At 71.7% G+C, this 20,757-nt stretch carries 23 protein-coding genes; 13 read left to right on the top strand and 10 right to left on the bottom strand.

Translation table 11 applies throughout. The features are described from left to right. Positions 1-273 precede the first annotated feature (273 nt). Positions 274-729, top strand: coding sequence for a signal peptidase II (locus ABD327_RS28765; RefSeq protein ID WP_344454855.1), 456 nt, complete (start codon positions 274-276; stop codon positions 727-729). A gap of 47 nt (positions 730-776) precedes the next feature. Here ABD327_RS28765 and ABD327_RS28760 read toward each other — a convergent pair whose 3' ends face one another. Continuing rightward, positions 777-1,355, bottom strand: a complete 579-nt coding sequence (locus ABD327_RS28760; RefSeq protein WP_344454853.1) for a TetR/AcrR family transcriptional regulator — start codon at positions 1,353-1,355, stop codon at positions 777-779. Between the two features lie 278 nt (positions 1,356-1,633). Then, positions 1,634-2,059, bottom strand: a complete 426-nt coding sequence (locus ABD327_RS28755; RefSeq protein ID WP_344454851.1) for a GlcG/HbpS family heme-binding protein — start codon at positions 2,057-2,059, stop codon at positions 1,634-1,636. Between the two features lie 103 nt (positions 2,060-2,162). Between ABD327_RS28755 and ABD327_RS28750 the strand changes: the two genes are divergently transcribed. The 3 genes from ABD327_RS28750 (at position 2,163) to ABD327_RS37520 (ending at position 5,182) form a co-directional block, all read left to right on the top strand. Continuing rightward, a complete protein-coding gene (locus ABD327_RS28750) occupies positions 2,163-3,479 on the top strand; it encodes an MFS transporter (RefSeq protein WP_344454849.1) in 1,317 nt (438 codons plus the stop codon). Positions 3,480-3,613: 134 nt separating this feature from the next. Beyond that, positions 3,614-5,011 (top strand): glycerophosphodiester phosphodiesterase, encoded by a 1,398-nt coding sequence (locus ABD327_RS28745; protein WP_344454847.1) that lies wholly within the window; start codon positions 3,614-3,616, stop codon positions 5,009-5,011. A 33-nt stretch (positions 5,012-5,044) separates the two neighbouring features. Further along, entirely contained in the window at positions 5,045-5,182 is a 138-nt protein-coding gene (locus tag ABD327_RS37520; protein WP_425547243.1) for a DUF397 domain-containing protein, read from the top strand. Positions 5,183-5,248: 66 nt separating this feature from the next. Here the strand turns inward: ABD327_RS37520 and ABD327_RS28740 are convergent, their stop codons facing one another. Further along, positions 5,249-5,917, bottom strand: coding sequence for a response regulator (locus tag ABD327_RS28740; RefSeq protein ID WP_344454844.1), 669 nt, complete (start codon positions 5,915-5,917; stop codon positions 5,249-5,251). Beyond that, positions 5,914-7,074: a sensor histidine kinase gene (locus ABD327_RS28735; RefSeq protein ID WP_344454842.1), complete on the bottom strand. Its 1,161-nt coding sequence runs from the start codon at positions 7,072-7,074 to the stop codon at positions 5,914-5,916. The genes ABD327_RS28740 and ABD327_RS28735 overlap by 4 nt, the downstream gene beginning before the upstream one ends. A gap of 122 nt (positions 7,075-7,196) precedes the next feature. Between ABD327_RS28735 and ABD327_RS28730 the strand changes: the two genes are divergently transcribed. The 5 genes from ABD327_RS28730 (at position 7,197) to ABD327_RS28710 (ending at position 13,296) form a co-directional block, all read left to right on the top strand. Continuing rightward, positions 7,197-8,108 (top strand): ABC transporter ATP-binding protein, encoded by a 912-nt coding sequence (locus ABD327_RS28730; RefSeq protein ID WP_344454840.1) that lies wholly within the window; start codon positions 7,197-7,199, stop codon positions 8,106-8,108. Further along, complete coding sequence (locus tag ABD327_RS28725) at positions 8,105-8,962, top strand: hypothetical protein (RefSeq protein ID WP_344454837.1); 858 nt, start codon at positions 8,105-8,107, stop codon at positions 8,960-8,962. The genes ABD327_RS28730 and ABD327_RS28725 overlap by 4 nt, the downstream gene beginning before the upstream one ends. A gap of 89 nt (positions 8,963-9,051) precedes the next feature. Then, entirely contained in the window at positions 9,052-9,660 is a 609-nt protein-coding gene (locus tag ABD327_RS28720) for a GrpB family protein (RefSeq protein WP_344454835.1), read from the top strand. 164 nt (positions 9,661-9,824) lie between these two features. After that, positions 9,825-11,183, top strand: a complete 1,359-nt coding sequence (locus ABD327_RS28715) for an alpha/beta hydrolase domain-containing protein (RefSeq protein WP_344454833.1) — start codon at positions 9,825-9,827, stop codon at positions 11,181-11,183. A gap of 202 nt (positions 11,184-11,385) precedes the next feature. Beyond that, positions 11,386-13,296, top strand: coding sequence for a WD40 repeat domain-containing serine/threonine protein kinase (locus ABD327_RS28710; RefSeq protein ID WP_344454831.1), 1,911 nt, complete (start codon positions 11,386-11,388; stop codon positions 13,294-13,296). Positions 13,297-13,366: 70 nt separating this feature from the next. Here the strand turns inward: ABD327_RS28710 and ABD327_RS28705 are convergent, their stop codons facing one another. Next, positions 13,367-14,371 (bottom strand): LLM class flavin-dependent oxidoreductase, encoded by a 1,005-nt coding sequence (locus ABD327_RS28705; RefSeq protein ID WP_344454829.1) that lies wholly within the window; start codon positions 14,369-14,371, stop codon positions 13,367-13,369. Between the two features lie 181 nt (positions 14,372-14,552). Between ABD327_RS28705 and ABD327_RS28700 the strand changes: the two genes are divergently transcribed. Further along, positions 14,553-15,080 (top strand): NADPH-dependent FMN reductase, encoded by a 528-nt coding sequence (locus ABD327_RS28700; protein ID WP_344454827.1) that lies wholly within the window; start codon positions 14,553-14,555, stop codon positions 15,078-15,080. A gap of 12 nt (positions 15,081-15,092) precedes the next feature. On the opposite strand, the gene ABD327_RS28695 is transcribed toward ABD327_RS28700, so the two are convergent. Together ABD327_RS28695 and ABD327_RS28690 are read right to left on the bottom strand one after the other, a co-directional pair. Beyond that, positions 15,093-15,710, bottom strand: coding sequence for a GyrI-like domain-containing protein (locus ABD327_RS28695; protein ID WP_344455535.1), 618 nt, complete (start codon positions 15,708-15,710; stop codon positions 15,093-15,095). 2 nt (positions 15,711-15,712) lie between these two features. Beyond that, the gene (locus ABD327_RS28690) at positions 15,713-16,522 is read right to left on the bottom strand and encodes a MerR family transcriptional regulator (RefSeq protein ID WP_344454825.1); all 810 of its coding nucleotides are present in this window, start codon (positions 16,520-16,522) and stop codon (positions 15,713-15,715) included. Between the two features lie 111 nt (positions 16,523-16,633). Between ABD327_RS28690 and ABD327_RS28685 the strand changes: the two genes are divergently transcribed. Continuing rightward, positions 16,634-17,647 carry an NAD-dependent epimerase/dehydratase family protein gene (locus tag ABD327_RS28685; RefSeq protein WP_344454823.1) on the top strand — a complete coding sequence of 338 codons (1,014 nt, stop codon included), beginning with the start codon at positions 16,634-16,636 and terminating at the stop codon, positions 17,645-17,647. 157 nt (positions 17,648-17,804) lie between these two features. Here the strand turns inward: ABD327_RS28685 and ABD327_RS28680 are convergent, their stop codons facing one another. Genes ABD327_RS28680 through ABD327_RS28670 form a run of 3 tightly spaced genes read right to left on the bottom strand, consistent with a single transcriptional unit; the run spans position 17,805 to position 19,895 of the window. Beyond that, positions 17,805-18,800 carry a 1-aminocyclopropane-1-carboxylate deaminase/D-cysteine desulfhydrase gene (locus ABD327_RS28680; protein ID WP_344454821.1) on the bottom strand — a complete coding sequence of 332 codons (996 nt, stop codon included), beginning with the start codon at positions 18,798-18,800 and terminating at the stop codon, positions 17,805-17,807. A 7-nt stretch (positions 18,801-18,807) separates the two neighbouring features. Next, positions 18,808-19,413, bottom strand: a complete 606-nt coding sequence (locus ABD327_RS28675) for a class I SAM-dependent methyltransferase (protein WP_344454819.1) — start codon at positions 19,411-19,413, stop codon at positions 18,808-18,810. A 41-nt stretch (positions 19,414-19,454) separates the two neighbouring features. Then, the gene (locus ABD327_RS28670; RefSeq protein WP_344454817.1) at positions 19,455-19,895 is read right to left on the bottom strand and encodes a DUF2269 family protein; all 441 of its coding nucleotides are present in this window, start codon (positions 19,893-19,895) and stop codon (positions 19,455-19,457) included. A gap of 91 nt (positions 19,896-19,986) precedes the next feature. On the opposite strand from ABD327_RS28670, the gene ABD327_RS28665 reads away from it, so the two are divergent. Both ABD327_RS28665 and ABD327_RS28660 read left to right on the top strand, forming a co-directional pair. After that, entirely contained in the window at positions 19,987-20,322 is a 336-nt protein-coding gene (locus ABD327_RS28665; protein ID WP_344454815.1) for a PadR family transcriptional regulator, read from the top strand. Next, a partial coding sequence (locus ABD327_RS28660; RefSeq protein WP_344454813.1) for a permease prefix domain 1-containing protein occupies positions 20,319-20,757 on the top strand: 439 nt, incomplete at its 3' end. The genes ABD327_RS28665 and ABD327_RS28660, both read left to right, overlap by 4 nt.

Here is a 20,757-nt window from a genome sequence, read left to right as displayed (position 1 = left end):
GGTCTTCCGGATGATCAGCGCTTCAAGATCGGACACCGCCGCATCATCTCAGCCGACACCCGGCTTCGCTCCCGATTTATCCTCCTTGACCACGAAAACACCACCCCCACGGGTAGGAGCAGCAGCAGGGTCCCGGAAGCCAGCCGGCACCGGCGGTGATCCCGGTAAGGTCGGCCACGAGAGTCACGGATTGCGGGGTCAAGGGTGTCGGCTGGGCGGGATTCGAAGAGCACGCGAACGCGGCGATACGGGTGGATGCTCGTGCCGGCCGCAATGGTCCTTCTCGCGGACCAGGCCTCCAAGCTCTGGGCGACCTCGGCCCTCTCTGGCGGTGAGCGCGTCACGGTGATCCCGCGGTTGATCCAGTTCCGGCTGACGTTCAACCCCGGTGCCGCCTTCTCGATCGGCGCGGGGGCGACATGGGTGTTCACCCTGACGACCGCCGCCGCGGTCGTCGGCGTCCTGTACTACGGCAGGAGGTCGCACTCGACCACCTGGACCGTCGTGCTGGGCGCGCTGCTGGGCGGCGCCGTCTCCCACCTGCTCGACCGGCTCTTCCGCGAGCCCGGCTTCGCCCGGGGCCACGTCGTCGACTTCATCGACTACGGACCGTTCGTCGGCAACGTCGCCGACATCGTCCTCGTCGGGAGCTGCGCCCTCCTCATGCTCCTCAGCCTGCGCGGCGTCCCCTTCGAGGCCCCGGTCGACGAGGAGCGTCCCCCCTCCTGAACCGGATCCCGCCGTCGCCCCCGTCGAGCGGAGGAGCGGGCTCGGGCTCACGGTTTGAGGCAGAGGTCGGTCAGGACGTGGAGATGACGGCGGAAGCGGACCTGGTCGGCGGGAGTCCGGCTCCCGTCGTGGCGGGGGATGCCGGCGAGGACGAACAGGTGGGAGGTCCAGGCCAGGGTCCAGATCAGGAGTTCGGAGTCCACCTCTTCCCGGAAGAGGCCGTCGAGGATCTTTCCCACCGCGTCCACCTGGGGCAGGACGTAGTCGGCTTCGACGTCGTGGAAGTCCGTCGCGTCGTTCATCCAGCGCTGCACCGTCAGGGCCGCGTTCTCGGGATACTCATAAAGGTGGTCGAGGTAGGCGTCGAGGAACCGGTGGTAGGACGCCCTGTCCGAACCCATCCCGGCGAACCGCTCCAGCAGGGCCCCGTCCTCGGCCTGGGCCTGCCGGAAGACCTCCAGGTACAGGTACCGCCTGTCGCCGAACTCCCGCGCTATGGACTCGACGGGCACTCCCGCGATCTCGGCGATCATCTCGTTCGTCGTCTGGTCGTAGCCCAGTTCCGCGAACAGCCTCTTACCCGCGGACAGCAGGCTGTCGCGCACGGAGACATCAGGTACCGACACAGGCCACCACCCTTCGGTCTCCCTCACTGTAACCACGGCCCGGCGCCCGAAGTCCACGCGCGAATACAGACCAAGCCATGACTCGTTTACCCGCATTGAGCCGAAAAGCCGGTTTCAGCCTTTGAGATGCATGTCCGCCAGGGCATGGAGGTGGCGGCGGAAACGGTCCCGGTCCGCGGGGTCCCGCGCCCCCTCCTCCGTGATGGACCAAGCCGTCGACATGATTTGATCTCCGCTTTCCGCTTCATGGGAAGAAGCTCTTTGAACAGGACACGGCCTCAGCCCGCGCAGTAGGCCTCGAAGGCCGCCCTGGCCGCTTCGGCGCAGCGGACGTCCTGCTCGGCCGACGCGCCGCTGACGCCGATCGCGCCGACGAGTTCGCCTTCGCGCTTGAGGGGGAGGCCACCCGGGAGAGTGGTCAGGCGGTAGGGGACCTGGTCGTCCACCAGGGTGAACAGGTCGGGATAGGTCTCACGGAGGCCGGCCATGGCCTCGCTGGGGCCTCGGAGGTCGGTCGACGTCCTGGCCTTGGCCCGGGCGACGCCGGGGCTGAACCAGGGGGCTCCGTCGGCGCGGACGACGAGGATGTCGGCGCCCCTGGCGTCGACCAGGGCGACACCGACCCTGAGCCCGTCGGCGGCGGCCCGGTCCAGCGCGGCGTCGACGGCGGCGCGTGCGGCCTCGAGCGGCAGTCTTTTTCCCATGGGCGGCTTTATACCGTTCGCCGGGCCGCGGGAACAGGCGGGCCCCTGCGGACGGCGCCCCGCTCCCAGGGCAGAATCTTCGACGCGAAGGAGAGGTGCCGAGGTGGGCAAGGGTTCGGAGCGTTCCCGGGCGGAGGATCCCGCTCCCCCGTCCGGACTGCGCCACGCGGTCCGGGCCTTCAGGCACCGGAACTACGTGCTGTTCTGGTGCGGGGCGCTGGCGTCGAACACGGGGAGCTGGCTGAGCAACCTCACGGTGCCGTACGTGCTCTACCAGATGACCGGGAGCGCGCTGTGGGTGGGAATGGTGAGCGTCTGGCAGTTCCTGCCGGGCCTGTTCCTGGGGCCGGTGGGCGGGGCGCTCGCCGACCGGCACGAGCGCAGGCGCGTGGTGTTCCTCACCCAGACGGGCATGGCCGCCGCGGCGTTCCTGATGTGGGCGGCCTGGCAGTGGGGGCTGCGGGAGCCCCTCGTCCTGCTGGCGCTCGTCGGCCTCTCCGGGATCTTCCAGGGGCTCAACCTGCCGAGCTGGCAGTCGCTCGTCAGCGACCTGGTGCCGCGCGGCGACCTGACCTCGGCGGTGTCGCTCAACTCCCTGCAGTTCAACGCCGCCCGCGCCATCGGCCCGGCGATCGCCGGAGCGCTGCTGGCCGCGCTCGGCCCCTCCTGGGCGTTCTTCCTCAACGGCCTGTCGTTCTTCTTCGTGCTGGCCGCGCTCTCCTTCATCCGCGGGCTGGGCGGCGCGGAGCCGGCGGACGCCCCGTCCTCCGGCGTCGCCCGCCAGTTCGCCGAAGCGGTGCGCTACATCCGCGGCAAGCCCGGCATCCTCGTCTCCCTGCTGATCTCCGTGCTGATCGGGGTGCTCGGCAACCCGGTCTTCCAGCTCACCGTCGTCTTCGCCGAGAGCGTCTTCCACACCGGTGCCGTGGGGCTGGGCCTGCTCAACGCGTCCCTCGGCGTCGGCGCCGTCCTCGCCGCACCGCTCGTCTCCGGCGGTTTCCGCGGCGTGAGCCTCAGCCGGACGGTCCGCTGGGGCCTGGTCGTCTACGGGATCGCCCTCATGGCCTTCGCCGCCGCCCCCGGCTACCTCTTCGCCCTCCTCTCCCTGGTCGTGGTGGGCGGGTGCTTCCTCGCCGTCGTCTCGGGGATCAACACCTCCGTCCAGCTCATGGTCGCCGACCGGCTGCGCGGCCGCGTGATGGCCTGCCGGATCATGGTCACCACCGCCTCCTTCCCCGTCGGCGGCCTCCTCCAGGGCTACCTCACCGACCTGCTGGGCCCGCGCGCCGCCCTCTGCGGCGTGGGCGCGGTGATGCTGCTCTCCGCCCTCCTCCTGATGCGCGGCTTCGGCCGGCTCCGCCTGGACCGCCTCGACGACCCCCACGACACCGACGCCCCCGCCCCGGCGCCGCTCGGATGAATTAGCCATTCATTCGCAGAACGTTAGCCACCGCATCATTCACCGGACAAGAATTCTTTTGAACACCCACCATTCCAACGGTGACCATTCATAGGCCTTCTGGCGTTTTATATCGGTATTTAACGTCCGCGCTTATGAACCTCAAAAGAATCTCGACGGGAATCGCGGCGCTGACGCTCACGGGCGGGACCCTGGCCGTCACCGCCCCGGCCCCGGCCGTGGCCAGGCCCGGGGACGTCGTCGTCTCCGAGGACTTCTCCGGCGGGACCCTGCCGTCCGGATGGAACGCGGTCGACGGCACCTGGTCGGTGCAGAACGGGCGGCTGGTCGGGACGGCGGCCAACGGCGCCAACAACAAGATCACCTTCGGGAGCCGGCTGAACGACTTCCGGTTCGAGGCCGACGTCCGGTTCGAGAGCGTCGTCAACTCGAGCCGCTGGGCCGCCCTCGGGCTGGACGTCCCCGCGAACGGCGCCGCCCCCTGGTGGATCGCGACCATGCGCAGCGGGAGCACCGCCTCCAACGGGCTGGAGTTCGCCCAGCGCACCGCCTCCAACGCCTGGAACGTCACCAAGACCGCCGCCGCGCCCTACGCGGCGGGCACCGGGCGGAACGTCAAGGTGTCCGTCGAGGTGCACGGCGGCCAGGCGCGCTGGAGCTTCGACGGCACCGAGATCATGCGCACCAGCGGCCTCGTGAGGTCGGCGAACGGCAGGCAGGGCCTGTTCGTCAACGGCGCCACCGTCTCCTTCGACAACATCAAGATCACCGAGCTGCCGCGGAACACCCACCTGCGGTCCTCCGGCGGCCCCGTGACCGTCATCGCCCACCGCGGCGCGTCGGCGGCGGCCCCCGAGAACACCATCGCCGCCCAGGACATCGCCCGCCGCGCCGGCGCCGACCTCATCGAGAACGACGTGCAGCCGAGCTCCGACGGCGTCCCGTTCGTCCTGCACGACAGCACCGTCGACCGCACCACCGACGGGTCCGGCGCCATCCGCGACCTCACCTCCACCCACCTCAAGACCTTGGACGCCGGCTCCTGGTTCTCCCCCCAGTACGCGGGCGAGAGGATGCCGACCCTCGCCGAGCAGCTCGCCGACCTCCGCACCCGCGGCGGCGACCTCCTGCTGGAGATCAAGGGCTCCCACACCAGAGCACAGGTCGCCAAGATCATCGAAGTGGTCCGCGCCCAGCAGATGGCCTCCCGCGTCTTCGTCCAGAGCTTCGACACCGGCTCCCTGAAGTACGTCCGCGAACTCGCCCCCGAGCTCCCCCTCGGCCTGCTGCGTACCACCCTCGACGCCGACCCCGCCGCCGTCGCCGCCGACCTGGGCCTGACCGCCTACAACCCCAGCGCCTCCTCCATCCTCGCCAGGCCCTCCGCCATCACCGCCCTGCACAACGCGGACATCGCCGTCATGGCCTGGACCTCCGACTCCGCCACCCAGTGGACCTCCCTCGAAGCCGCCGGCGTCGACGGCATCATCACCAACAAGCCCGCCGAACTCGTCGCCTGGAACCAGAACTGACCCGGGCGGTCGCAGCACCCATGAAGGAGGTGCGTGCGTAGAAGTCGCGGAACTGTCCGTCGGGTCGGCGTGCGCGACTCCAAGAACCCCACCGGGCACGTGCACACCTTCACGGCGGCCACGTTCGGCGCCTTCGTGCACGCACTCCGGGCGGAAGACCGCGGCCGGTGAGACCGCGCTCTCCGTATCCGGCGGACGGCCTCGTCCGTCGCGGACGGGCCGCCGGCCTCGAAGCGGTCAGCGAGAACGGGGCAGGGGTGCCAGGCCCGTCTCGTAGGCGATGATGACCAGGTGGACGCGGTCGCGGGCGTCCAGCTTGGCGAGCAGCCGGGTCACGTACGCCTTGACGGTGGCGACGCTGATCACGAGCCGGGCCGCGATCTCGTGGTTGGTCAGGCCGCCGCCGACCAGGGACAGCACCTGCTGCTCCCGGTCCGTGAGGGCGTCCGGCGGACGGTGCCGGGGAGCGGGGGGCGGCTCGGGGCTCCGGGCGAACCGCTCGATCAGGCGGCGCGTGACGCCCGGCGCGATCAGTCCGTCGCCGGCGGCGATCACCCGGATCGCCGCGAGGATCTCCGGCAGCGCCATGTCCTTGACCAGGAAGCCCGACGCGCCGGAGCGGAGGGCGCCGTAGACGTGCTCGTCGTCGTCGAACGTGGTCAGGACGACCACGCGCGGGCCCTCCGGGTCCGCCGTGATGATCCGGGTGGCCTCGATGCCGTCCATTCCGGGCATGCGGATGTCCATGACCACGACGTCCGGCCGCAGGTCGCGGACGAGTAGGACGGCCTCGTCTCCCGTTCCGGCCTCGCCGGCGATCTCGAGGCCGGGATCCTCGTCGATGACCATGCGCAGGCCAGCCCGTATCAGCGGCTGATCGTCGACCAGGACGACCCGTACCGTCAACGCGATCCCACCGGCAGCCGGGCGGCGACGCGGAATCCGCCTTCGGGACGGGGGCCCGCGGTGAAGTCGCCGTGCAGGAGGCCGACGCGCTCGCGCATACCGACGATGCCGTAACCGGCGCCGAGGCCGGTGCCGACGCCTCGGCCCGAGTCCACGACCTCGATGGCCAGCTCGTCGTCCCGGTGCTCGATGGAGACCCGGCAGCGGCGGGTACCCGAATGGCGCACCACGTTGGTCACCGCCTCCTGGACGATGCGGAACGCCGACAGGTCGATCTCGGCGGGCAGCGAGCGGTGCTGTCCCCGCCAGCGCACGTCGACGTGGACGCCTGCGGCCGCCGTCGTCGCGGTGAGTCGTTCGAGGTCGGCCAGGCCGGGCGCCGAGGCGGTCGCCATCGGATCGTCGGCCTGGCGGAGCGCGCCGAGCATCCGCCTCAGGCCTGCGAGGGTCTCCCTGCTGGCGTTCTCGATCGTGCCGAGCGCCTCGCGGGCCGCGGCGGGCCGGGTGTCGATGACCATCTTGGCCGCGCCCGCCTGGATGGCGATGATGCCGATGCTGTGCGCCACCGAGTCGTGCAGCTCGCGGGCGATCCGGAGCCGTTCGCCCGCGACCGCCTGTGCGTGCATCGTCTGGGCGTGCTCGCGGCTCTGCCGGGTCCAGCCGCCGGCCAGCCAGGCGATGACGGCGGTCAGCGCGACGGTCAGCTGCGTCGAGGTGCCGATGGGGAAATCGAGCATCAACCGGGTGGCGGCGTGGCCGGTCAGGACGGCGAGCGCCATCGACACCGCGATGACCGAGGCCCGGCGGGACCGGGTGGCCGCGATGTAGCCGAGGGCGACGTCGGCCGCCAGGAACTGCGGGAACGTGATCTCGGTCGAGTTCAACGCCATCGCCGCGAACACGGACCCGGCCAGGAACAGCGCCAGGGTCGGCAGCGGCCGGCGGCCCAGTAGGAGGCTGCCGGCCAGCGCCAGGCCGGTGGCCATCACGACGAACGGCACATTGCCGGGAAACAGGAGGTCGAACCCCGCGGGAAAGAAATGCGGTACCTCGCCCGGCAGCCTGATGCTGATGAGCATCGAGTACGCCATCGCGGCCGACCAGGCCAGGGCCGTCCATGTTCCGGGAGGCAGGCGCCTGAACAAGGGGGCGTTCATGCCGTGATCGTAAACGGCGGGCCCGCAGGACGCATCGGCCCGTGGGTGTACACCCGTGGTCCATACGGGACTGGACGACGGCCCGATGCGGCGCGGGCACCGCCTTCGGCACCGTTGGCCGCATGATCGAAGCCAGAGGACTGACCAAACGGTACGGCCGGACCACGGCCGTGAACGCGCTGAGTTTCACCGTACGGCCCGGGGCCGTCACCGGGTTCCTCGGCCCGAACGGCGCCGGGAAGACCACCACATTGCGAATGGTCCTCGGCCTGAACACGCCGACCGAGGGGAGCGTGACCGTCGGCGGCCGCCCGTTCCGGGACCGTCCGCGCGGGCTGCGCCATGTCGGCGCGCTGCTCGACGCGGGAGACGTCCACGGCGGGCGCAGCGCGCTGGCGCACCTGTCGGCGCTGGCCCGCGGCAACGCCGTCCCGCGCCGCCGGGTCACCGAGGTGCTGGAGGAGGTGGGGCTGGCGGGCGTGGCGCGACGGCGCGTCGGCGGTTTCTCGCTGGGGATGAAGCAGCGGCTCGGGATCGCCGCCGCGCTGCTCGGCGACCCGCCGGTGCTGCTGTTCGACGAGCCGCTGAACGGGCTGGACCCCGAGGGCGTGCTGTGGGTGCGCGGCCTGTTCCGCCGGCTGGCCGCCGAGGGCCGGACCGTGTTCGTCTCCAGCCACCTGATGACCGAGATGGAGCACACCGCCGACCGGCTGATCGTGATCGGCCGCGGCGAGCTGATCGCCTCCGAGTCCCTGGCCGATTTCGCGGCCCGCGGTACCCGGCGGAGCGTGACCGTCCGGACGTCCGATCCCGCCGCGCTGGCGGCCGTCGTCGACTCCGCGGGCGGCGCGATGGAGCAGGGGGACGACGGGTCGTACACGGTGACCGGGCTCAGCGCGGACCGCGTCAGCGAACTCGCCTTCGAGAAGCGCGTCCTGCTGCACGAGGTCACCGCCCGGAATTCGTCCCTGGAGCAGGCCTTCATGGAACTCACCGCCGACAGCGCCGAATACCTGTCAGGAGAATCCCGATGAGCACGATGACACCACCCGTGGCGGAACCCCGCGCCCGGTTCGGCGACCTGCTGGCCGCCGAATGGATCAAGATGCGGTCGCTCCGCTCGTCCTACGCGGTCTTCGCGGCCGGGGCTCTGGTCTCCATCGGGATCTGTGCGAACTCCGCCCGGTCCAACGTCCACCTCATAGAGCACAGCGCGATCCCGGACGACCAGCGCACGGCCATCGACCCGCTGCACGCCGCGTTCGTTCCCGAGGCGTTCCAGATCCTCATGGTCGTCGCCGCCGCCGTGGGCGCCGCCACGATCTTCGGCGAGTACTCCAGCGGGATGATCCGTACGACGTTCGCGGCCGTCCCGGCAAGACGTTCGGTGGTCGCGGCCAAGGCGGCGGTGGCGGCGGCGGTCATGCTCGTCTACGGCACGGTCGTCGCCACGGCCTCGTTCGGCGTGACGCAGGCGATCTACGACTCGCAGCGGATCGGGCTGCCGATCACCGCGCCCGGCGCGTTCCGGGCCGTCGCGGCGTCCGCGCTCCTGGCCCCGGTCGCCGCTCTGGTGGGCATGGCCCTGGGCGCCCTCGTCCGGCACGCCGCCGGCACCGTCGTCGCGATCGTCGGCGTGCTCGTCCTGCTGCCGAGGCTCTTCGAGGGCGAGACGTACCGGTGGGTCAAGGAGATCGGCAACGCGATGCCGTTCAGCGCCTGGAGCGCCCTGGTCGAGAATTCCGCGCCGCGGCTCGAGCCCGACGGGCCGATCCGCTGGACGAGCAGGTATCCGGTGTCGGTCGCCGAGGCCTGGATCGTCTTCGGGGCCTGGGCGTTCGCCGCTGTGGTCATCGCCGTGACGGTCGTCCACCGCCGGGATGTCTGAGGAACGGCGGGTCCGCTCCCCCACGCGGATCAGGAGCCTCTGACGCCGATGGCATGCGAACCTCGAATGCCGAGAGGCATGATGAGCCGGTGACAGATGACACGAACCGGGCGGAGCCGCCCTCGACGTCTTCGCGTCCCGAAGGTCTCGAACCCGGGGGCTCCTCCGCCCCCGGCCGTTACGGGTACGGCGTCGAACTGGTGCCGAACGGCGAGGGCGGCGAAGCCCGGTTCAGGGCCGACCTGGCCGCCGTCGCGGAGCTGCTCGGACCGCTCGCGCAGGAGATCGAGCCGATCGGCAGCCGCCTCGTCCCCGGCATCGAGGCCAAGCCGATCACGGACCTCATCGTCCAGATCCTGCCCGAGGACCTGCCCCGGGCCGAAGCCCGCCTCGCCGGCGCCGGACTTCAGGAGATCAAGCTCGACCATCCCGCCCGCACCATGTTCCGCCGCTACCGGCCGGGAACCACGACCCCCGACCTTCACGTCCACCTGGCCACCCCCGAGGCCTGGCACAGCAGCCGCGAACGCGCCTTCTACCGCCTCCTCCAGAGCCGCCCGACCGTGGCCGCCGCCTACTCCGCCGTCAAACGCCTCGCCCTGGAACTCAGCGACGGCGATCCGAAGCGCTACGGCGATCTGAAGAGCAGGTTCATCGAATGGGCCCTTGAGGTCACCGAAGAGCGCGGGGACGCCTGACTTTCGCCCTCCAAGTAGCTTCCAAGGCAGCGCCTTTACGCAGTAAGGTTCTTTTCGGCTCCGGCCGAAGGCCGGTGATCTCACCGATGGCGCCCGGGGCCGCGCCGTTCATCATCTCGCGTACACGGGCAGGGCACCGGCCCACCCCGCGAGAGGAGCAATCGATGACCCTTCGGTCTCGCACATCCCGGATTCTGCTGGGCGTGCTCGTCGCGACCGTCACGGCGGTGCCGGCCGACGCCGCCGCCCGGCAGGAGGCGGTCGTCCAGGGACCCGTTCCCGGGGCCGTTCCCGGTGATCCGTCGGCCCCCGAAGTGAAGGACACCTATCCGTGGATGGCCACCGACGTGGATCTGGCCTCCGCCGGTTATGTGGAGCAGGAGTTCTACCTCTCCGGAAAGGCGGACGGGTACAGCACCACAGGTGAGGTCGTGGCCTCGGACGTTCCGTACCGGACGCGCATCATCGTGCGCAGGCCCGCTGACGCGGCCGATTTCAACGGCACGGTACTGACCGAGTGGCAGAACGTCACCGCGGGGTACGACCTGGACGCGCTGTGGAGCCCCGAGCAGATCACGCGCGCGGGTTACGCGTGGGTCGGGGTCTCGGCGCAGCGTGTCGGGGTGGACCATCTGCGCGGCTGGAGCCCCGCCCGTTACGGCGGGCTCGACGTCACCGGCGGCGGACGCCTCACCGCGGACGAGCTCTCCTACGACGTGTTCGCGCAGGCCGCCAAGGCGTTGCGCGGTTCGCGACGCGGCGGTCCGCTGGGCGGGCTCCGGGCCAGGACGGTCCTCGCGGTCGGGGCCTCGCAGTCCGCGGCGCGGATGACGGTCTACTACGACGCGGTCCTGCCCCGGACCGAGGCCGTCTTCGACGGGTTCGCCCACATCGTCGGGCCCGCGCCGACCAGGAAGGGCGCCGAACCGGTGTTCCAGGTGCTGTCGGAGACCGACGTGCGCTCTCCCGTCCGGCGTCCCGACGACGCGCTCTTCCGCCGCTGGGAGGTCGCGGGCACCGCCCACTCCGGGTGGCAGGGCCAGGAGTACCGCGCGTCCATCCTCGAACGCGATCTGGGAGCGGCGCCGACCTACGACTGCGCCCGGCCGCCGTTCAGCCGCGCGCCGCTGCACCACGTGATCGCCGCGTCCTACGACCACCTGGTCCGGTGGGCCGGCAGGGGCGTCCTGCCGCCGTCGGCCCCCGTTCTGGAACTCGCGGCCGACGGCGCCAAGGTCCGCGACGAGCTAGGCCTGGCCGTCGGCGGTATCCGGCTGTCCCAGGTGGAGGTCCCGACCGCCCTCAACACCGGCGACAACGCGGGCGAGACCTTCTGCTTCCTGTTCGGTACCCACGTCCCGTTCGACAAGGACCTGCTCGGACGGCTCTACCCCGCCCGCGGCCGCTATGTCTCGGCCGTGGCCGAGCAAGACGGGCGCAACGTCCGCGCCGGCTACCTCCTCCCGGCCGACGCCCGCCAGAACCTCCGCGACGCCGCCGCGTCCGACGTGGGCCGACGCTGACCGCCCTGTTCCCTGCGTGAGGGCGGGCCCGGCGCTCCTCTGCCCACCAGCCGCATCCATACCTGCGGCTTCGGCTCCACCGACCGGAACATCATGCGCGAACCCGGCCTGACGTCCTCCGGGCGGGAACGGCCGATCCGGCCGCGACCCAGAGTCCTCCTTCGGTTACGCGCCAGGCTCGGGGTGATTAGGATGCTTTGACGTGGCTAGTGGGGGCGAGCGGGTCGGCGGGCGTTACCGGTTGGTCGAGCAGATCGGGACCGGGGGCATGGGGCGGGTCTGGCGCGCCGTGGACGAGGTGCTCGACCGGCAGGTCGCGGTCAAGGAGATCCGGCTGGACGAGCGGCTCGACGAGGAGTCGCGGGAGGTGCTCGTCCAGCGGGCGTCGCGGGAGGCCCGCGCCGCGGCGGGGCTCAACCATCCGGCGATCGTCACGGTGCACGACGTGGCCGAGCACGACGGCGCGCCGATGATCGTCATGGAGCTGCTGAAGGGCATGTCGCTCGGCCAGACCATCGAGGCGGCGGGGCGGATCTCCCCGCAGCGCGTCGCGGAGATCGGGCTGGCGGTGGCCGGGGCGCTCCGGGTCGCGCACGGGGCGGGGATCCTGCACCGGGACCTCAAACCCGCCAACGTCATGCTGGACGGACGGCGCGTGGTCCTCACCGACTTCGGCGTCGTCCAGGTGGCGGGCGACCCGCGGCTCACCCAGACGGGCGCCCTGGTGGGCACCCCCGCCTACATGTCGCCCGAGCAGGCGTGCCGCGTGGAGCTCGGGCCGGCCTCCGACCTGTGGTCGCTCGGCGCGACCCTCTACACCGCGGTGGAAGGGCATCCCCCGTTCCCCGCCCGCAGCTTCACCGCCGTCCTCGCGCTGGTGCTGGAGGGAAAATTCGAGCCGATGGAGCACGCGGGAGCGCTCGAGCCCCTGCTCCGCAAGCTGCTCCAGCGCGATCCGGAACTCCGTCCCGACATCACCCGGGTGATCGCCGAGCTGGGCGAGACAGCCGACCCGCGACGGCCCGACGTCCCGTCCTTTCCCACGCTCGTCGAGAACACGCTCCCCCCGACCGAGATCGTGCCGCCGCCGGAGCCCGCCGCACCTCCGGCGCGCAGGCCGTCCCGCGTGATCGGACGCCGCGCCGTGCTGGCCGCCGCCGGCGCACTCGGTGCCGCGGCCGCCTCTGCGTTCCTGTTCGACCGGGAGCCGGACGAGCCTTCGGCCGCGGCCACGCCGTCGTCCCTCACCGGAGACGGTCCCCCGCTGACGGGCCACACCGGCCGGGTCGACGCGCTGGCCTTCCATCCGAACCGCCCGATCCTGGCCAGCGGCGGCTGGGGCGGCACCGTCCTTCTCTGGGACACCGGATCCCGCACCTCACGCCCGCTCACCGGCCACCGGAAACCGGTCACCTGCGCCGTCTTCACCCCCGGCGGAGTCCTCCTGACGGGCAGCTGGGACCGCCGCATCCTGGCCTGGGACGTCGACCGCGGCGCCGAGACCGGCGTCTACAGCGGTCACACCGACATCGTCTACGCCCTGTCCGTCTCCTCTGACGGCAAACTGCTGGCCTCCGGAGGCAAGGACAAGACGGTCCGCGTCTGGTCGACCGAGACCCGTCGGCCGCTCCACACCCTGCGCGGGCACTCCGGCACCGTCTACGCCGTCTCCTTCCACCCCGACGGCTCCACCCTCGCCTCCGCGGGCGCCGACGGCACGATCCGCCTCTGGGACCCCTCCACCGGTGCTCCCCGCACCCCTCTCACCGGCCACACCGGCGAGGTCTGGTCCCTCGCCCACACCTCCGACGGCACGCTGGTCTCGGCAGGCCAGGACCAGGCCGTCCGGCTCTGGCGTCCCGGCGCCGCGGCCCGCGTCCTCTCCGGTCATCAGAGCCCCGTCACCTCGCTCGTCCCCCACCCGGCCGACGGCACCTTCTACTCCGCCGACGTCGCCCGCACCATCCGGCACTGGAACCCGGGCACCGCGGCCTCCTCCGTCGTCTCCACCCCCCACACCGACCGCATCGACACCCTGGCCGTCTCCCCCGACGGCCGCACCCTCGCCTCCGCCGCCTGGGACCACACCCTGCGCCTGTGGAACTCCGCCTGAGCGGATCCAACGGAGCCGAAGCCTCCCGCTGACGACGGGAGAACGCCGCCGCGGATCCCGGGCTTCCGGGTCAGGCCGTCTCGGCTCCGAGGACGGCGGCGGCGGTCAGTTCGATGGAGCGGACGCGGTCCTCGACGCGGGGGGCCGAGTGGACGAGGATGAGCTCGTCGGCCTGGGCGGAGGCGGCGAATTCCTGGAGGTAGTCGCGGACTTCGGCGGGTGTGCCGACGGCGGTGTAGCGGGCCATGGACGCGATCTGGCGGCCGTTCGGGGAGGCCAGGAACAGGTCGATCTGCTCGTCGGTGAGGTCGCCGCCGGCCGCCGGGCCCCGTGCGATCAGCGAGCGCGTGCGGGAGCGGTGGGCGATCTTCATCTGGGTCACGGCCTCGTCGTGGTCCTCGGCCGCGAACACGTTGACGCCCGCGATGGCGTACGGCTCGGACAGCTGCTCCGACGGCTTGAACGTGTCGCGGTAGAGGGCGATCGCCTCGAGCAGGGAGCCCGGCGCGAAGTGGGACGCGAAGGCGTAGGGCAGGCCCAGGTGTGCGGCGAGCTGCGCCCCGAACAGCGACGAGCCCAGGATGTACAGCGGCACGACGCCCTCCGGACGGGGCACCGCCTGCACTCCGGGCACCCGGGACTCCCCGTTCAGGTAGCCCTGCACCTCCAGGACGTCCTCGGGGAAGGAGTCCGCCGACGCGGCGTTGCGCCGCAGCGCCCGCATGGTGGTCTGGTCGGTGCCCGGCGCTCTGCCGAGCCCGAGGTCGATCCGTCCCGGAAAGAGCGTCTCCAGGGTGCCGAACTGTTCCGCTATCACCAGCGGCGAGTGGTTCGGGAGCATGACGCCGCCCGAACCGAGCCGGATGCTCTCGGTGTGCGCCGCGACGTACCCGATGAGCACGCTGGTGGCGGTCGAGGCGATCGTGGGCATGTTGTGGTGCTCGGCGTACCAGACCCGCCGGTACCCGCTGCGCTCCGCCGTCCGGGCGAGCAGGACACTGGCCTCGAAGCTCTCGCGCGCGCTCCGCCCGGACGACACCGGGGCGAGATCGAGAAGAGACAGTGCAATCGACATGGCGAGTCGCCCTCCACACGTAACGAATCGCGGCGAAACCGCATGGCGAAGTCGTGACCACGCGGTTTCGCCGCTCTCAGGCAGAACACCACCCTATGCGGAAGAAGCCTGACTCGTCAGAGGCGGCGGGAGGCTCTACGATCAGAAGTCCTTCTTTTTCGATAGGGTATATGGAGTACATATGAGGACCGCCGTCGTCGTGGGCAACCCCAAACCCGCCTCGCGTACCGCGAAAGCCGCCGAAGCGATCGCCGAGAGCCTGGCCGGCGCTCCCGTCGACGTGACCGTCGACGTCATCGGACTCGGCCCGGGGCTGCTCGGCTGGGGCGACCCCGCGGTGAAGGAGGCCGTCGAGTCGGTGGCCTCCGCCGAACTCGTGGTGTTCGCCAGCCCGACGTTCAAGGCCACCTACACCGGACTGCTGAAGCTGTTCCTCGACCAGTTCGCCACCGGCGACGGGCTGAAGGGCGTCACCGCGCTGCCGCTCATGCTCGGCGCGGGCCCCGCCCACGCCCTGGCCCCGGACCTGCTGCTCAAGCCCGTCCTGGTGGAGCTCGGGGCCACCTGCCCCTCCCCCGGCCTGTACCTCAACGACAAGCGCGCGGAGGAACTGGGCGCCGGCGCCCCGGAGGTCACCGCATACCTGGACACCTGGCGGCCCGTACTGCTGGCGACCGTCCAGGCCTGGTCCGGCACCTCCCGGGGCTGAGGCCCGGGGACGTCAGGCGGAGAGCGGGGTCACCGGGTAGCGCAGGATCGTCCGCATCTTCTCCTGGGCGACGCGGCGGGCGTCGGAGAGGTAGATCTCGTGGTGGCGGCCCGTGATGGCCAGACCCTCCTTCTCGATGAATTCGTAGAGGCGGTCGAGGGTGGTGTGCTCGGTGGCGAAGGGTCCGGTGTGGAGGACCTGCACGCACGCGCCCTCGTGGAGGCGTTCGGCCCGAACGTCCGGGACGGGCAGGCCGGGCTTCTTCTTCGCCGCCGCGGTGAGCGCCTCCCGGACGACCTCGTCGGTGGCCTGGGCCGGCTGCATGATCATTATGGTCCAGCGCCAGGCGTCACGCGTGAGGTCGTGGGAGAAGTCCTGTCCCTCGGCCGTCCACCACAACCCCTGGAGCGGCATGACGGGATACTCCAGGACCTCCGCGTCCTTGAGGGCGAAGCGGACGGTGTAGGCGACGCTGTACAGGGCCTCGACCGCCTGCCGGTAGCCGTCCCCGTTCGGGTCCCCCGCCCCGTCGATCATGAGGAAGGGAAAGTCGGGGACGTCGACCCGGCGGGGGTCCGCGGTCGCGGTGTAGAGGGCCTTGTGGACCTTCTTCAGGTCGGTCTTCGGCATGGTCACGGGGTGTCCTGTCGTGTCGGGTCGATGGGGATGGTCAGCCGCGTGAGCAGTTCGTGCGGCTCGGCTTCGCCGGGTGAGACGAGGTAGTCCTCCCGCGCCGGACCCCGGGCGGTGAGCCCCTGTTCGTGGATCCAGGCCTGCAGCGCGTGGTAGGCCAGGGGAAGCTGCTCGTAGGGGCCGGTGTGCAGGGTCGTGGCGGCGGGGCCCGCGGGAAGGGTCGTCGCGACGGTGCCCGGCACGTCCTCGTCCGTCCGGGCGCCCGCCGCGATGGTCATCCCGTCCTCGAGATCCAGGGGATACAGGCCGTGCAGCGGCGGAACCCAGCCCACCGCGCTCCGGCCCAGGGCCCCCAGGAGGGCGGTGATGCACTCTCGGGTCCGCGCCCCCACCTCGTCCGGGTCGCACCGCCCGCGCACCACGGCCAGCCGGAGGGCGGGGTCGTCCACGACCTCCACCTCGTAGGCGGGTGCCGGACCTTCGGCCAGCCTGTCCAGCACGGCCAGCCGTTCGGTGTCCCGGGCGATCCGCGCCGCGATCCTGTCCCGTTCGGCCCTCAGCAGCCGCGTCCGCTCCTCGTCACCGGCCGCCAGCAGCTCGGCGATCACCTGGAGCGGTACGTCCAGGTCCCGCAGCAGCGCGACGGTCAGGGCGTCGCGCACCCTCGCCGGGGCGTAGTACCGGTACCCGGTGGACGGATCCACCCGGTCCGGCGGCAGCAGCCCGAGCTCGTCGTAGTGCCGCAGCTGCTTCACGCTCAGCCGGCACATCCGGGCGAAGCGCCCGATCGTCAGTGGTTCATCTCGCACGCGCTCCATGCTGGACCCTCCCACCGTGGCAGGGTCCAGCCGAACGAACGGCCTGTTCTCTTTCCCTTTCATCTCATACAGAATTGAATATATTTACTGGGAGGAGAGCGGATGAACGACGGCGAACCCGTACTGGTCATCGGAGCCAGCGGTTTCCTGGGCGGTCACGTGGTCCGGGCGCTGGCGGCCCGAGGGCGGCCGGTCCGGATTCTCGCCCGGCCCGCCAGCGACCTCTCCGGGCTGGCCGGTCTCGACTACGACAGGAGGACCGGCGATCTGGCCGATCCCGGGTCGCTGCGCGAGGCCATGGCTGGATGCGGGACGGTCTTCCACAGCGCGGTCGACACCCGTGCCTGGCTCAGCGACTCCGCCCCGCTCCACCGCACGAACGTGGACGGGCTCGTGAACTCCATGGACGCCGCACTCGAGGCGGGAGTCACCCGGTTCGTCCATACCGGCACCATCGGCACGATCGGCCGGAACAAGCGGCGGCCCGTCACGGAGGACGACGCCTTCGACTGGTACGAGCGCGCGCCCCGGTACCTGCGCTCCCGGGCCGACGGGGAGCGGAAGTTCTTCGAGTACTGCCGGGAGCGGGGCCTTCCCGGCGTCTCACTGTGCGTCGCCAACACCTACGGGCCCGAGGACCGGCAGCCCACCCCGCACGGCGGGCTCCTGTGGCAGGCCGCGAAGGGGACGCTGCCGTTCGTGCTCAAGGCCGGAGTTCCCTGGGTCGACGTGCGGGACGCGGCGGAGGCCCTCCTCCTCGCCGAGGAGAAGGGAGGGACCGGCACCCGGTACATCGTGTCCGCCGGACACACCACCCAGGCGGAGCTGCACGCCCTGGCCGCGCGGGTCCTCGGCAAGCGACCGCCCAGGACGCTGCCGACCGGGGCGGCCCTCTTCGCCGCGAGGGTCAACCACCTGCTGTGCCGGGTCCGAGGGCTCCGCGACCAGCGGCTCTGCCCCGACTCGATCGTCCTGGCCGCGGCCTTCGGCCCTCTGGACTCCACCCGGGCCCGTACCGAACTCGGATGGACCCCCCGCCCTCTGGAGGAGAGCGTCCAGGACGCCGTCCGCTGGTTCTCCGAGCACCACCGCGCGGAGGCGGACGCGACCCGGTGAGAAAGCGCGCCGCCGGTGACCCTCCGGATCGGCGCCAAGCGCCTCGCCTCGGGTTCGGCGAGCACCGAGCACATCAACCTGGTCACCGGGCGGGCCGACTCTGCGGCGCGGGGCGGTCAGGAAACGCTCGTACCGGTGCCGTCCCGCGCCTCCCCGCTCATCTGGGCCCGTTCGTCTGGAGGAAGAGGATGGGACCGTCCCCGAAGCGCCCCTCCTCGTTCATCGCCCGCAGCGCGGCGACGGCCTTGGCCGTGTAGACGGGCTCCAGCACGAGGCCCTCGCGCCCGGCCGCGTGCTCCCGCGCCCGCTCCCCTTCCGGAGTGGGATGCCCGTAGCCCTTCCCGAGCCGGTCCCGGACGACGGTGAGATCCTCTTCGCCGGACTCGAACCGCAGCGGACCGGCGCCGCGCCGTTCGAGCAGTTTCGCGGTCCGCCGCGCGAGCCGGGGCAGCGTGACCCCGTCCAGCCGCAGGGTGTCGTTGACCACGACGCCGACGACCCGCGTCCGCAGCCCGGCGAGCCTGAGCCCGAGCAACAGGCCGGCGGTGGTGCCGCCCGACCCCACCGCCGTGACGATGTGCGACGGTTCGGGGAGCAGCCCGTCCTCCACCTGAGCCGCGATCTCCAGGGCGGCTTCGACGTAGCCCAGCGCCCCCACCGGCGAGGACCCTCCGGCGCCCAGCACGTACGGAGGGCGCCCGCCTGAGAAGTGGCGTGCGAACAGCCAGGGGACCGCGGCGACCGTTCGTCCTTTCGTCCGGGTGAAGTACAGTTTCGCCCCGGACTCCCGGAGCCTTCCGAGCTGAGCCCGGACGTAGTCGTCGACGGGCTGGTCCACGAGCGCGAGCACCGTTCGCAGCCCGTGCTCGCGGGCGTACAGCGCGGTCGCCAGCCCCCAGTTCGTGCCGAGCCCGCCGACGCTCAGGATCGTCTTCCGCCCGCTGTGCCGGACATCGGGGAGCAGCCATTCGAGCTTGCGGACCTTGTTCCCGCCCCAGCCGCCGTTCCCGTAGGCTCCGTCGTCCTTGAGCCACACCTGCGCGGCGCCTTCGGAGAGCCCTGGAAGCGGCCGGACGGGCGTCGGCCCGTCTCCGAGAGGAAGGCGCGGAAGGCTTTCCTTCAGCCGGGGGAAACGTACGTGCAGGTAGGTCATCACGGACTCACGCGCGGTGGACGCTGACGGCGTAGCCGCCGCCGTCGTAGGGCTCGGCGTCCCAGGTGGCGAAGCGGTCGACGAGAGTGAGGCCGGCCGCCGCGCAGTAGGCGTCGTACTCGGCCAGGGTGATGCTCGGCGGCACCGGGAGGTGGGCGCGGTCCAGGCCGAACCCGGCGACGAGCAGGCCGCCCGGCTTCAGGGCGGCGGCGACGCGGCGGGCCGCGTCCGGCTCGGTGCCGGGCGCGAGCAGCGGGAAGATGTTGCCGGCGGCGACCACGAGGTCGAAGTCCGCCGGGATGCCGAGCGCCGCCGGGTCGAACTCGGCGAGGTCGGCCTGGAGCCAGGTCAGCTCCGGGGCGTTCTTCCGCGCCACCGCCAGCATGGAGTCGTCGAGGTCCACGCCGACGCAGTCGTATCCGAGCTCCGCGAGGCGGATCATGACCCGGCCGGTGCCGCAGCCCGCGTCCAGCACCCGGGCCCCCGGCGGCACGAGCGCCGCGCAGAACCGCGCCTCGCCATGCAGGTCCTTCCCGGACTCCGCCAGGGCGGCGAAGCGCGCGGCGTACTCCTCGCCGGAGGTTCCCCCGGTCAGCTCTTCCCAGCGACTCATGCCCGCCAGCATAGGCCGACCCTCCGGGCGGGCCCGTTCCGTCAGGCGCCGGGCCGGACGACCATCAGGACGACGACCGCCGCCCAGACGAGATTGAAGAACCCCGTGAGCATGTGCAGCCGGGAGACCGCCGGGCCCGTCTCCTCCCCGGCCGCCCGTCCGGCCAGCAGGCGGCGCTGGGCAGGCAGGATCCCCAGGGCCAGCAGCGCCGCGGCCAGGGCGGTCAGGATGATCGAGGCGATCAGCCATGCCTGGGCCAGGACTCCGAGAAGGATGCCGGTGACGAGGCCGAAGACCGGGACGGCGAGGCCCGCGAACGCGTAACCGCGGCAGATCCGGTGCAGGAGCCCCGAGGCCGAGGGCTCCCGGCCCTCCTCGTGGTCCCGGCTCGCGTAGCGGGGGAAGAGCGAGCCCGCGACGGCGATCGGGCCGATCGCCAGGACCGCCGCCAGCACGTGCAACGTCAGGAAGACCTCTGCCATCACGACTCCTTCTGGATTGGCAGCCAATGGGTTGGCTGCCAATAGGTAGGGAGATAGCATAATCCTGCGTTCCCCGGGTAGGCTGCCCACCGTGAGAACGGACGCGGTACGAGGCCATCTGGACGGGCTGCTCCTGTCCGCGCTGGAGGACGGCCCCCTCCACGGCTACGCGATCATCACCGCCGTCCAGGAGCGCAGCGACGGCGTCCTGGAGCTCCGCAAGGGCACCGTCTACCCCGCCCTCAACCGGCTGGAACGCCTCGGGCTGCTCCGCAGCGACTGGCAGGCCCTGGGCGAGCGCCGCCGCCGCTGCTACGAGCTCACCGACGCGGGGCGCCGCGCCCTCTCCGACGAGCGCACGGCCTGGCGGGAGTTCACCGCCGCCATCGGCTCCGTCCTGGACCCCGCCGCCGGGGTCGCGACATGAGCGCGCTCGACCCCGTCGAGGCCCACGTCGCCGCACTGTCGGCGGCCCTGCACGGCCCCGCGCGGCTGAAGGACCGCATGCTCGAGGAGTTGCGCGACGGTCTCGTGGACGCCGCCGCGGACCTCTCGTCCGACGGTCCCCCTGACGCCCGCGCGGCCCGTCAGGCCGTCGCCGAGTTCGGCACCGTCCTCGAACTCGCGCCCGCGTTCCAGCGGGAACTCACCATCGCCCAGGCCCGCCGCACCGCCCGCACCACGGCTCTCCTCATCCCCCTTCTGCTCGCGGCCTGGTATCTGGCGGGCACACCCGGCGCCTCTTCCCCTCTCCCCCTTCAGCTGGCGGCGGCGAACGCGGGCGGCGTGGCCCTGGCGGCGGCCTTCCTGGTCGCCGCCTCCCCCGCCGTCCAAGCCGAGACCGCCGCAGAATCCGTCGATT

Origin of the sequence: Actinocorallia aurantiaca (assembly GCF_039533685.1) — a bacterium.
Taxonomy (GTDB): Bacteria; Actinomycetota; Actinomycetes; order Streptosporangiales; family Streptosporangiaceae; genus Actinocorallia; species Actinocorallia aurantiaca.
The sequence above is the reverse complement of the archived record's forward strand: the minus strand, read 5'-3'. Positions and strand labels throughout refer to the sequence as shown.